Origin of the sequence: Leifsonia sp. ZF2019 (assembly GCF_019924635.1) — a bacterium.
GTDB lineage: Bacteria > Actinomycetota > Actinomycetes > Actinomycetales > Microbacteriaceae > Leifsonia.
Genome location: NZ_CP065037.1, coordinates 3,255,095 through 3,266,642 on the forward strand (window position 1 = coordinate 3,255,095; position 11,548 = coordinate 3,266,642).

Annotated in this window: 15 protein-coding genes; 3 read left to right on the plus strand and 12 right to left on the minus strand. The window is 71.8% G+C overall.

The genetic code is table 11. The features are described 5' to 3' along the window. Nucleotides 1-15: 15 nt before the first annotated feature. From IT072_RS16010 to glmS, 12 genes are all read right to left on the minus strand, one after another. Nucleotides 16-726 carry a DUF4190 domain-containing protein gene (locus IT072_RS16010; protein ID WP_223357841.1) on the minus strand — a complete coding sequence of 237 codons (711 nt, stop codon included), beginning with the start codon at nucleotides 724-726 and terminating at the stop codon, nucleotides 16-18. A gap of 85 nt (nucleotides 727-811) precedes the next feature. Then, nucleotides 812-1,882 carry a tRNA (adenosine(37)-N6)-threonylcarbamoyltransferase complex transferase subunit TsaD gene (tsaD, locus tag IT072_RS16015; RefSeq protein ID WP_223357842.1) on the minus strand — a complete coding sequence of 357 codons (1,071 nt, stop codon included), beginning with the start codon at nucleotides 1,880-1,882 and terminating at the stop codon, nucleotides 812-814. After that, a complete protein-coding gene (gene rimI / locus IT072_RS16020) occupies nucleotides 1,879-2,364 on the minus strand; it encodes a ribosomal protein S18-alanine N-acetyltransferase (protein ID WP_223357843.1) in 486 nt (161 codons plus the stop codon). Before rimI ends, tsaD begins: the two co-directional genes overlap by 4 nt. Beyond that, complete coding sequence (gene tsaB, locus IT072_RS16025; RefSeq protein WP_223357844.1) at nucleotides 2,361-2,981, minus strand: tRNA (adenosine(37)-N6)-threonylcarbamoyltransferase complex dimerization subunit type 1 TsaB; 621 nt, start codon at nucleotides 2,979-2,981, stop codon at nucleotides 2,361-2,363. The genes rimI and tsaB overlap by 4 nt, the downstream gene beginning before the upstream one ends. A gap of 38 nt (nucleotides 2,982-3,019) precedes the next feature. Beyond that, the gene (locus IT072_RS16030; protein WP_223357845.1) at nucleotides 3,020-3,304 is read right to left on the minus strand and encodes a WXG100 family type VII secretion target; all 285 of its coding nucleotides are present in this window, start codon (nucleotides 3,302-3,304) and stop codon (nucleotides 3,020-3,022) included. Beyond that, nucleotides 3,304-3,789, minus strand: coding sequence for a hypothetical protein (locus tag IT072_RS16035; RefSeq protein WP_223357846.1), 486 nt, complete (start codon nucleotides 3,787-3,789; stop codon nucleotides 3,304-3,306). Before IT072_RS16035 ends, IT072_RS16030 begins: the two co-directional genes overlap by 1 nt. Next, nucleotides 3,773-5,593: an alpha/beta hydrolase gene (locus IT072_RS16040; RefSeq protein WP_223357847.1), complete on the minus strand. Its 1,821-nt coding sequence runs from the start codon at nucleotides 5,591-5,593 to the stop codon at nucleotides 3,773-3,775. The genes IT072_RS16035 and IT072_RS16040 overlap by 17 nt, the downstream gene beginning before the upstream one ends. After that, nucleotides 5,593-5,883: a hypothetical protein gene (locus tag IT072_RS16045; protein WP_223357848.1), complete on the minus strand. Its 291-nt coding sequence runs from the start codon at nucleotides 5,881-5,883 to the stop codon at nucleotides 5,593-5,595. Before IT072_RS16045 ends, IT072_RS16040 begins: the two co-directional genes overlap by 1 nt. A gap of 9 nt (nucleotides 5,884-5,892) precedes the next feature. Next, entirely contained in the window at nucleotides 5,893-6,417 is a 525-nt protein-coding gene (gene tsaE, locus IT072_RS16050; RefSeq protein WP_223357849.1) for a tRNA (adenosine(37)-N6)-threonylcarbamoyltransferase complex ATPase subunit type 1 TsaE, read from the minus strand. Then, nucleotides 6,414-7,529, minus strand: a complete 1,116-nt coding sequence (alr, locus tag IT072_RS16055; RefSeq protein ID WP_223357850.1) for an alanine racemase — start codon at nucleotides 7,527-7,529, stop codon at nucleotides 6,414-6,416. Before alr ends, tsaE begins: the two co-directional genes overlap by 4 nt. Then, a complete protein-coding gene (locus tag IT072_RS16060) occupies nucleotides 7,526-7,882 on the minus strand; it encodes a holo-ACP synthase (protein WP_223357851.1) in 357 nt (118 codons plus the stop codon). Before IT072_RS16060 ends, alr begins: the two co-directional genes overlap by 4 nt. 17 nt (nucleotides 7,883-7,899) lie before the next feature. Beyond that, nucleotides 7,900-9,750 carry a glutamine--fructose-6-phosphate transaminase (isomerizing) gene (gene glmS / locus IT072_RS16065; protein ID WP_223357852.1) on the minus strand — a complete coding sequence of 617 codons (1,851 nt, stop codon included), beginning with the start codon at nucleotides 9,748-9,750 and terminating at the stop codon, nucleotides 7,900-7,902. A 42-nt stretch (nucleotides 9,751-9,792) separates the two neighbouring features. On the opposite strand from glmS, the gene coaA reads away from it, so the two are divergent. From coaA to IT072_RS16080, 3 genes are all read left to right on the plus strand, one after another. Continuing rightward, nucleotides 9,793-10,758 (plus strand): type I pantothenate kinase, encoded by a 966-nt coding sequence (gene coaA / locus IT072_RS16070; protein ID WP_223357853.1) that lies wholly within the window; start codon nucleotides 9,793-9,795, stop codon nucleotides 10,756-10,758. A 78-nt stretch (nucleotides 10,759-10,836) separates the two neighbouring features. Next, entirely contained in the window at nucleotides 10,837-11,139 is a 303-nt protein-coding gene (locus IT072_RS16075) for a helix-turn-helix domain-containing protein (protein ID WP_223357854.1), read from the plus strand. Nucleotides 11,140-11,228: 89 nt separating this feature from the next. Beyond that, the gene (locus tag IT072_RS16080; protein WP_223357855.1) at nucleotides 11,229-11,537 is read left to right on the plus strand and encodes a helix-turn-helix domain-containing protein; all 309 of its coding nucleotides are present in this window, start codon (nucleotides 11,229-11,231) and stop codon (nucleotides 11,535-11,537) included. Nucleotides 11,538-11,548: the final 11 nt, after the last annotated feature.

The following is an 11,548-nucleotide window of genomic DNA, read 5'->3' on the forward strand; positions in this document are numbered from 1 at the left end:
GCGAGCCGTGTCCGCTCAGTAGGTGTTGTAGGTGGCGCTGAAGCTGGCGAAGAGGACCGCCAGCCCGATCCACACGATGATCGCGATCGCGATGCTGACGAAGCCGAGGATGAGGCCGGTGAGCCAGAACCCCTTCGCCTGCGGCTCCTTGCTGCGACCGAGGAAGCCGAGGACGACCGCCGCGACTCCGAAGAGCACGCCGACGCCCCATGCGATGTTGAGCACGATGCCGACGATGCCGCCGACGAGGGACAGGATGCTCAGGATCGGCGACTTGGACGGCGCGGCGTAGGGCTGGGCGTAGCCGGGGGCCGGCTGTCCGTAGGCCGGCGCTCCGTAGCCAGGAGCCGGCTGCTGCTGGCCGTACGGCGCCTGCTGCTGGCCGTACGGCTGCTGCGGCTGCTGACCGTACGGCTGCTGCGGCTGCTGACCGTACGGCTGCTGCGGCTGCTGGCCGTAGGGCTGCTGCGGCGCCTGCGGCTGCTGGCCGTACGGCTGCTGCGGCGCCTGCGGCTGCTGGCCGTACGGCTGCTGCGGAGCCTGCGGCTGCGGAGGCGTGTACGCGGGTGCCGCGGGCGGAACCGGAGCGGCGGGTGCGGCCGGGGCGGGCTCTGCGGCGGCGGGCGTGGGCTCAGGGGCAGCCGGGGCGACGGGCTCCGCGGGCGGGACCACTCCGTTCTGGGCGTCGGGGTCCGTGGGGCCGGCGGGCGCGTTCGGATCGGTCATGTTCCGCATCTCCTTCAGGTGGGAGTTTCTGGGAACTCCCTGTATCGATTCCATCGTCCCAGCGCTGTCGGAACGTGTCAACGACTCAGCGTGCCACCTGGATCTCGGTGACGGGAAGCGTCGAGTCGGCGGCGAACGTCGGCTCGCTCGGCGCGTGTCCCGCCATCACGAGCTGGGCGCCGAGAGCCGCGATCATCGCGCCGTTGTCGGTGCAGAGCGAGAGCGCGGGGATGCGGAGCGCGATGCCCGCTTCGCGCGTGCGTTCGGCCGCGAGCTGACGCACCCGCGCGTTCGCGACGACCCCGCCGCCCAGCAGGAGCCGGGGCACGTCGTGGTCGCGGCAGGCCGCGACCGCCTTGCTGAGCAGCACGTCGACGACGGCCTCGCGGAAAGAGGCGGCGACATCGGGGACCGGCACCTCCTCGCCCGCGTCCTGGCGCTGCTCGACCCAGCGGGCGACTGCCGTCTTCAGCCCGGAGAACGAGAAGTCGTACCGATGGCGCTCGAGGTCTCTCGGCTTGGTCAGCCCGCGCGGGAACCGGATGGCGCGCGGGTCGCCGTCCGCCGCGACGCGGTCGATCTGCGGACCGCCGGGATACGGCAGGCCCAGCACGCGCGCCACCTTGTCGAAGGCCTCCCCCGCCGCGTCGTCGATGGTCTCGCCGAGGAGCTCGACGTCGGAGACCAGATCCCTGACGAGCAGGAGGGACGTGTGACCGCCGGAGACCAGCAACGCGATCGTCGGCAGCTCGACCGGGTGACCGGGGCCACCCGCTGCGTCGAGCAGGTCCGCCCCGACGTGACCGACGAGGTGATTGACCGCGTAGAGGGGCTTGTCGAGCGCAACGGCGAGCGCCTTCGCTGCGCCGACGCCGACCATGAGCGCGCCGGAGAGGCCGGGCCCGCTCGTGACGGCGATGGCGTCCACATCGGCCAGGTCGATGCCGGCATCGGCCACGGCGGTGCGGAGGGTCGGCGTGAGGGCCTCGAGGTGCGCCCGCGCCGCGACCTCGGGCACGACGCCGCCGTAGCGCGCGTGCTCCTCCATGGACGAGGCGATCGTGTTCGCGAGCAGGGTCGTTCCCCGCACGATCCCGACGCCCGTCTCGTCGCACGAGGTCTCGATGCCGAGGACCAGGGGTTCGTCGCGGTTCATGCGATCGTCGTCTCCGGGGTCGGGACGGCGAGACGCATCACGATCGCGTCCACACCGTCCGGCTGGTAGTACTGCGGGCGTACGCCGATCTCCTCGAAACCCAGCGAGACGTACAGCGCTTGCGCGCCCGGATTGTCGTCCCGCACCTCGAGGAAGATCTCCTGCGCGCCGCGCGACCGGGCCTCCCCGATCAGGGCGTTCATGAGCGCGCGGGCGAGTCCGCGTCGTCGTGCGCGCGGAGCCACGGCGATGGTCTGGATGTCGCCCTCGCCGGCGCCGCGCGGCGCGAGCAGACCGGCGTACGCATCGATGCGGCTCTTCTCCCCGGGCTCGAAAGCCACCAGGTAGTAGCCGTGCTCGCCCGCCACCTCCGACCGCATGGTCCGCTCGGACCACGCGTCGGTGACGAACGTCGAGCGCTCCAGCTCCATGATCGCCGGCACGTCGGCCGCCGTCGCGCGGCGCAGCTCCCAGGCCGTCACGCGCTCACCCGCTTGGGACCGGCGGACAGGGTCACGTCCGGCGAACGCAGGTACAGCGGCTCGTCGGGGTCGAAGGGGCGCTTGTTCGCGAAGCGGACCTCGGCGATCATCCCGAGACGGCCGGCGCTCACGACGTCGGCGTCGACACGGACGAACTCGGCGTGCGGGAGCTGATCCGGCTTGGCCAGCCCGGGGCCGTCCAGACGCACAGGGAGCCCCAGCTCGTCGGGGCCGCTGTACGCGGTCCAGTACCGTTCGCGGCGCCGCGCGTCCGTCACCACGAGCAGCGGTCCGGAACCGCCGGAGCCGAAGTGCTCGGCGGCGATGGCGTCGTGGCTGACCACGGGAACGAGGGGGCGGCCCGCCCCGACCGCGAAGGCCTTGGCCGCGGCGATCCCGACCCGCAGGCCGGTGAACGGCCCGGGCCCCATCCCGGCGACCACGCCCGAGAGGGCGGACACCGGGACCCCGGCGATGTCCAGCGCTTCGCGGATGAGGGTCCCGACCACCTCGGCATGGCGCATCGTGTCGGCCTCGACGACCTCGGAGAGCACTCCGGCGTCGCGGTCGACCACGGCGACGCTCGTCCCGGAGGAGGTGTCGATGGCGAGGAGCATGCCTCCAGCCTAGGCGGGTCCGCGCGTGCCGCGCTGCCTCAGCTCCAGCGCGCGGTCACCGTCGCCTCGGCCCGGGCGAGCCGGGCACCGGCGGCGTCGGCCGCTCGGGCGGCGTCCATCAGGGCCCGGTGCAGTTCGGCCAGCGCGGCCGTCCACTCCCGGTGCGCCGTGTCGTACGCCCGCTGCGCCTCCCCCGACCAGCTCGCGCGAAGGAGGGCGGCCTCGCGGTCGAGCGTGTCCAGTTCGGCCTGGATCTGGTCCGCCGCCCGCCCCAGCGCGGCCAGCATCGATTCGTGCCGCTCGGGATGGAACGCGATGGGCATCAGTCGCCGGCCTGCTCGTCGATCAGCGTGTCCACATCGCCGGGCACGCAGAGCGAGGTGCCCGAGATCGCGTAGTCCCCCGGGGCCGTCTGGAAGCTGATGGTCTGGACGGGACCGCCGGTGCCGTACACCGCGGTGTCCGGCGCGGTGACCGTGCGGACGCTGATCCCGAGCGACGTCCAGTAGTCCGCGACGGTCTTGGCGTCGCCGGCGAAGTCCGTGCCCGGCGACGCACGGTAGAAGTACCCGTACTTGGCACCCGCCGCGCCGTTCGCATCGCAGTCCGTCACGCTGGGGGCTCCGCTGTCGGTCCACCCGCTGACCGGCAGCCGTGCCGCGGTGTCCGTGATGGTCTTCACCAGGGTGTCGCGCGCCTCATGCGGTGTCATGGTCGCCTCCTTGCTCGTCGGGGTGCAGCCGGTCAGCGCTGCCAGGATCGCCGCGGCGATAACGACGCCGGCCCGCCGCTCAGTAATACGGACCACTCGTCGCTCCATCCACCAGGCCCTGCTGGAGAGGTGTCAGTCCCTTCGGCACGTAGGCCGAGACATGGTCGCCCTGCCCGGTCGTGGCGAGGGCGACGTTGTTGAGCGACTCGGTTCCGGGATCGAGATAGCCCGAGCCGCCATCGGTGTGGGTCCCGTGATCGGTCACAGCCGTCCCCCCGGTTCCGGAGTCGGTGCCGAACGTGTGCGCACCGAACGACGGATCCACGGGATTCACCGGGTGATTGCCGAAGTCGCGGCCGGTCCAGGCCCACTGATCGCCCTGTCCGTCCTCGAGGCCCGGGATCACGTTGCGCGCCTGGCCCGCGTAGACCGCGTCCGCGTGGATGTCGGATGCGCTGTCGATCGAGGACGGCAGACCGGCCGATCCGACGCTGACGAACGAGTCGACGTGCGTTCCCGCGGCCGTCAGGGCGATCGAGGCCGTGGTCGTCCCGTAGGAATGGGCCACGACGTTGAGCGACGCGGGACTCGACCCCCGTGAGGCGGTGAAACCGCCCAGGGCGGCTTCGAGTTTGACGGCCCCGGCCTCGGCCTTCTTCGTGTCGAGCACATCGAGGCCGCCCTGCCCAGGGATCGGTGGGGTCTCGTAGCCGATCCAGGCGACGACGGCGTGCGAGTGCCCGGGATCCACGGCGCTCTGCTGTGCCTGGATGGCGGCGGCGGCATCCGTCCACCCCCGCATGCCCGCCGTGGTCGTTCCCATTCCCGGTACGGCATATGTGACGCTGTCCGCAGTGTCGAGGTCGCCGACCGCGACCGCGGCGAGCGGAGGGCGGTCGTCCGTCAACGAGATGAGGTAATGCCCTTCGCCGCCCTTCGGCGTCTTCGCCGCACCCAGGATGTTCTTCAGGGCATCCACCTGCGCCTGGGCGTCCGCCACGTCCTGGTTGTGCGCGTCGACGACACCCGCGCCGCCGAACAGCGCCCACCACGGCAGCGGCTCCTGCGCCTTCGTCAGAGCCGCCTCGGCAGCGGCGAGCTGGTTCGCGAGGTCGATGCGGTTGGCCGTGTCGCGATCCCCGTACGCCACGCCCTCGAGGTTCCCGATCACCGCGGGCGCGGCGTGGATGAGGGCGTCCCGTTGCGGGGCGTCGAGGCTCTTCCACCAGGGGGCCACGTCGTGCGGGTCGGCCTGCTGGAGCAGTCCGGCGAGGTCGGGGCGCGCCTTCAGGAGCCTCGCGAGCTCGTCGCCCGAGACGCCGGCGAGCGCATCGAGCGCCTCCCGCGGTGTCAGGCTCGCATCGGAGAGCACGTCCCACGCTTTCGCGCTGAGATCGGGCTCGTCCGCCGCAGCGCGGATCGCCGCAGCGGCGGACGACGCCGTGCGGGAGACCGAGGAACGGGCGTCCGCCAGCACCTGCTTCGCCTGCGTGCGGAGGGCCGCGCCGGGGTCCGCCGTGACGATCGGGGCGATCGTGCCCGAACGCGGGGCGAGCGCGGCCGCCGTCTCCTGCCGGGCCTCCTCCCACAGGTCGATCGCCCGGCCGGCTCGCTTCTGCGCGGCGCGCAGCGCGGTGCGGTACTCGTCGAGCGCGGATGCCGCCGACGTGAACGCGTGCGAGAGTCTCTCCCAGCGTGCGGCGGCGTTCTTCCGATGCCTCGCGAACCCGTCGGCGCCCGCGCCGCTCCAGCCGACGGGAGCCGGGAGGGCGTTCAACGATGTCGAGGCCTGGTCGGCCGTCGCGGCCCGCTTCTTCCATTGCGCGATCGCGGAGTCGATGCTGTCGAGCGATCCGGGCACGAGTGCCGTCGGGTCCGACGTCTGTCCGAGCTCGGCCATCAGTACGCCCGCGCCGCCGACCGGACGTCGTCCCGGCCGTCGCCGTCAGCCGACTCGTACTCGACGGCCGACGCACGCAGGCCATCGGCGAGGGCCGTGGTCGCAGCCAGGCGCTCGGCCCAGCTGCGCTGCGTCTTCGCGGCGAAGGACGCGATGGCGTCGGACAGGCCCTCGTCCCCCACCGTCGACGGATGCGCGACGTCTCCGGATGGCGTCGCCGCGTCCGCGATATCGTCCACCGATCTCGCGGCGGTGCGCAGCCCGCCGACCTCCACAGCGAATTCCCCCATGTACGCAGCCTAGCCGTCGGCTGCGAGCCCGCTCCAGCGCGGCCCGAAACCCGTGACCGCGACCGTACGCGGTTCGTCGGCGTCCAGCTCCCGTTCGTCGTCGTGTGCGCTCGAGGCGCCCGCGCCCGTCGGCCGCTCGATCGCGACCTCCAGCCAGGACTCGGCGACTCCCTCGAGCATGCCCCTCCCCCACTCGACGACGACGACCGAGCGCGCGTAGTCGATGTCGAGGTCGTCGAGTTCGAGTGCGCTCGACAGCCGGTAGGCGTCCACGTGCACCAGCGGCGGGCCGCCGACGAGACTCGGGTGGGTGCGCGCCAGGACGAACGTCGGGCTGGTCACGGGACCGCGGACCCCCAGACCGTCGCCGATGCCGCGGGTTAGCGTGGTCTTGCCCGCGCCGAGCGGGCCGGAGAGCACGAGGAGGTCCCCGGGCCGGAGCATGCCCGCCAGCTCGATCCCGAGCGCGTGCATCCCCTCGCTGGTCTCGACGATCCGCTCCACCGGCGGATGGAATCCCCTGTCTTCGCTCATCGCCCGCCCCGGAACGTCCGCTCCACTCGCCCGTCGAGCCGGGTCACGATCTCCCAGCTGATCGTCCCGCATGCCTCCGCCCAGTCGTAGGCCGACGGCACCCCCGCCGCAGCATCGCCGAACAGCACGACCTCGTCTCCGACGGCGACGGGATGGTCGCCCACGTCGACGACGAACTGGTCCATCGCCACGCGCCCCGCGATCCGGAACGTGCGGCCGCCGATCGAGACCGGTGCCGCATTGGACGCGCTGCGCGGGATCCCCTCCGCGTAGCCGAGCGGCACGAGCGCCAAGGTCGTCTCCTGCCCGGTGCGGTACGTGTAGTCGTACGAGACGCCCTTGCCCGCGGGCACACGGCGAACCGCCGCGATCCGCCCGCGCACGGTCATCGCCGGGCGCAGGCCGAGCTCGCGCGCGGAGGCGGCGCCGTAGGGCGAGAGGCCGTAGACCGAGAGCCCGAGGCGCACCAGGTCGTAACGCGATTCCGGGAGCGCGATCGCCGCGGCACTGGCCGCGATGTGACGCAGCTCGGGGACGACCCCCTCCGCTGCGGCGACCGCCAGCCCCCGCTCGAACACGGCGATCGCCGCGCGGTCGTCGTCGTCGGACGCGTTGGAGAGGTGGCTGAAGATGCCGCGCACCGTGATCGCACCGGCGTCCTCGAGCACGCGCGCCCGGCCGAACAGCGCCGCCCACTCCTCCTCGGCGACCCCGTTGCGGCTCAGCCCGGTCTCCACCTTGACGTGGACCGCGATCGGCGCACCGGGGCGCGCCGCCTGCGCCGCGGCCTCGAGCTGCGCGATCGACGAGATGCCGACATCCACCCCGGCCGCCGCAGCCAGCCGGAAGTCCTCGTCGGGCGAGTGGAGCCAGGCGAGCACGGGTGCCTCGATACCCGCCTCCCGCAGCTGCAGCGCCTCGTCCAGGTCTGCGACGCCCAGCCAGTCCGCGCCGCCGTCGAGAGCGGCCCGCGCGGCGGAGACGGCGCCGTGTCCGTAGGCGTTCGCCTTGACGACGGCCATGACGTGCGGCGTCCCCACGTGCGCACGCATCCGCCGCACATTCGAGGCGATGGCGTCCAGGTCGACCTCGAGCTCGCGGAAGGCGCTCACTGCGCGGTCTCCGCGATCACGAAGGCGGTCGCGATGCCCGCGTCATGCGACATCGACACGTGGATGTGCGCGATCCCGCGCTCACGCACCTGTCGCTCGACCACGTTGTGCAGCACGAAACCCGGGTTCCTCTCCTCGTCGGGGACGATCTCCATGTCGTGCCAGCGCACGCCCTCGGAGCCGCCCAGCGCTTTGATCAGCGCCTCCTTGGCGGCGAAGCGGGCGGCCAGGGAGTGCACCGGCAGCGCGCGCTCCGCTTCGGTGAACAGCCGTTCGCGCAGCTTCGGCGTCCGCTCGAGCGACCGGGCGAAGCGCGCCAGGTCCACCACGTCGATGCCGATGCCGGCGATCACGTTCCGACCGCCTCCCGCTACTCGACGGTGACGGACTTGGCGAGGTTGCGCGGCTGGTCGACGTCCAGCCCCTTCGCCGCCGACAGCTCCATCGCGAAGATCTGCAGGGGGACCACGGCCAGCAGCGGCTCGAAGAGCGGTGCCGCCAGCGGGATACGGATGACCTCGTCGGCGAACGGGAGCACCGCGGCATCGCCGGCCTCGGCGATCGCGATGACGCGGGCGCCGCGGGCGCGGATCTCCTGGATGTTCGAGACGACCTTCTTGTGCAGTTCGTCCGACCAGCGCGGGCTCGGCACGACGACGAAGACGGGCTGCCCCGGTTCGATCAGGGCGATCGGCCCGTGCTTGAGCTCGCCCGCAGCGAATCCCTCGGCGTGGATGTACGCGAGCTCCTTGAGCTTGAGCGCGCCCTCCAGCGCGATCGGGTAGCCGACGTGCCGGCCGAGGAAGAGCACCGAGCGGGTGTCGGACATCCAGCGCGCGAGCTGCGCGATGGCCTCGTGCGACTCGAGCACGGCGGCGATCTTCTCGGGGACCTCGGAGAGCTCCTGCACCGCGTCGCGCTGCATCGCGCTGCTCAGCGTGCCGCGCACGCGGGCGAGGTGCAGGCCGAAGAGGTAGAGGGCGGTGATCTGGGCCACGAACGCCTTGGTCGACGCGACGGCCACCTCGGGTCCGGCGTGCGTGTAGAGGGCTGCGTCGGACTCGCGCGGGATGGTGGCGCCCTGCGTGTTGCAGACCGAGATGGCCTTCGCCCCGGCCTCGCGGGCGTACTTGACGGCCATGAGGGTGTCCATCGTCTCGCCGGACTGGCTGATGGAGATCACGAGAGTGCCGTCGGTGATGACGGGTTCGCGGTAGCGGAACTCGTGGCTGAGCTCGACGGTCACGGGGACGCGCGCCCACTTCTCGATCGCATAGCTGCCGACGAGGCCCGCGTACGCCGCCGTGCCGCAGGCGACGATCGTGATGCGGTCGACCCCCGTGAAGAACGCGTCGCCGAGCGCCTCGAGCTCGGGGATGTGCACCTCGCCGTCGACGACCCGCCCGCGCAGGGTGTTGGCCACGGCGTCGGGCTCCTCGGCGATCTCCTTCGCCATGAACGACGACCAGCCGCCCTTCTCCGCTGCGGAGGCGTCCCAGGCGACCTCGAAGGGCTCGACCTCGACGGGGGCGCCGGAGAAGTCGGTCACGGTCACGGCGTCCGGGGTGATGGTGACGATCTGGTCCTGGCCGATGGCCATCGCGCGGCGGGTGTGCTCGACGAACGCGGCGACATCAGAGCCGAGGAAGTTCTCGCCCTCGCCCAGCCCGATCACCAGCGGCGAGTTGCGACGGGCGCCGACGACGACGTGCGGCTGATCCTGGTGCAGGGCGAGGAGGGTGAATGCGCCCTCGAGGCGCGAGACGACGCGCTGGAACGCCTCGCCCAGGTCACCGGTGGTGCGGTACTCGCGGCCGAGGAGCACGGCGGCGACCTCGGTGTCGGTCTCGGACTCGAAGGTGAAGCCGTCGGCGAGCAGCTCGTCCTTGAGCGTCGCGAAGTTCTCGATGATCCCGTTGTGGATGACGGCGAGCTTGCCGTCGTCACCCAGGTGCGGGTGGGCGTTGCGGTCGGTCGGTCCACCGTGGGTCGCCCACCGGGTGTGGCCGATGCCGGTGGCGCCGTCGGGGATGGGGTGCGCGTCGAGGTCGCCGGCCAGGACGGCGAGCTTGCCGGCCTTCTTCGCCGTGCCGAGGCGGCCGTCGGGGCCGATGACGGCGATGCCGGCCGAGTCGTAGCCGCGGTACTCCAGGCGCTTCAGACCGCCGAGGAGGACCTCGAGGCTCTTGTCGGTACCGACGTACCCCACGATTCCACACATGGACCCGATTCTAACCTGGGGCACGGCCTAGACTTGTCGCCTATGCGTGACAACGGCGCCGGTCGCGGCGAACCCACAGGCGGCGACGCCAGCACCCCGTTCGTGGAGCTGGACAGGGCCGATTGGTCGGAGCTCGCACAGAGCACGCAGCTGCCCCTCAAGGAGACGGAGATCGTCCAGCTCCGCGGCCTCGGCGACCCCCTCGACATGCGCGAGGTCGAGGAGGTCTACCTCCCGCTGAGCCGCCTCCTCAACCTCTACGCGGGCGGCGCCCGGCAGCTGCACCGGGTCACCAGCGACTTCCTCGGCGAGCGCTCCCAGCGCACGCCGTTCGTCATCGGCGTGGCCGGCTCCGTCGCGGTCGGCAAGTCCACCATCGCCCGCCTTCTGCGCGAGCTCCTGTCCCGATGGGAGGACACCCCGCGCGTCGAGCTCGTCACCACCGACGGCTTCCTCCTCCCGAACGCCGAGCTGGAGCGCCGCGGGCTCATGGAGCGTAAGGGCTTCCCCGAGTCGTACGACCGCCGCTCGCTGCTGCGGTTCGTGACCGCGATCAAGAGCGGTGCGCCCGAGGTGCGCGCTCCCTTCTACTCGCATCTCAGCTACGACATCGTCCCGGATGCCGAGATCGTCGTCCGGCGCCCGGACGTGCTGATCGTCGAGGGGCTCAACGTGCTCCAGCCGGCCGGCGGCGGCAACCGTCTCGCCGTCAGCGACCTCTTCGACTTCAGCGTCTACGTCGACGCCCGCACGCGGGACATCGCGCGCTGGTACCAAGAGCGCTTCCTCAAGCTGCAGCGCGGCGCGTTCGCGAACCCCCAGTCGTACTTCCACCGCTTCGCGGACCTCACCGAGGAGGAGGCGCGCGCACGGGCGGCGTCCATCTGGTCGCGGATCAACGAGCCGAACCTCCTGCAGAACATCCGGCCGACGCGCTCGCGCGCCAAGCTCGTGCTCCGCAAGGACGCCGACCACACCGTCAGCTCCGTCCTGCTCCGCAAACTCTGAGGTGTGAGGGCCTGAGGCGCAGAGAATGCGCGTGCGGGGACTCTGGTCTCGGAGGCGCGGGACGCGTAGGCCTGGAGTATGCCAACTCCTCGATCACACGCCGCACGCCTGTTCGGCGAGCGCGTCCGCGCCGTGCGTCTCGCCCTCGGGATGAGCCAGGAGGAGATCGCCGACCTCGCCGAGATGCACGTCACGAACTACGGGCGGGTCGAGCGCGGCGAGGCCAACTCCGAGCTGCACACGATCGTGCGACTCGCGACAGCGCTCGACACCGACCCCGCAGAGCTGCTGGTCGGCCTCTACGGCGAAGGGATGCTTCCCGACCGCGACCGCGCGTTCTCCGTCGCCGACTTCATCGCGGCGCGCAAGGCCCAGGAGTGAGTAGCCGATATTGCTTGTAGACCTCAGGCCCCCGCGCCTCCGGTGCGCATCCTCTGGTGCGTTAGGTCCGGGGCCCGAAGGCTGAGAGCATGCCTCGCACGCGCTCAGAAGCCTCTCGCCTGTTCGGCGCGCGACTGCGCGCACGACGACTGGAGCTCGGCTGCTCCCAGTACGACATCGCCCACCTGAGCGGCGTCGACCTGGCGAACTACGGCCGCCTGGAGCGCGGCGGCGGCAACCCGACCCTCACGACCATCGTCCAGTTGGCCATCACACTGTCGATGGATCCCGCCGAACTGGTCACCGGCCTGGCCGAGGACGGCATGCTTCCTGAAGTGGACCGCCCGTACTCCGCCCTGGACTACATCGCCGCACGGAGACAGCAGGAGGGTCGTTAGCCACAATGACG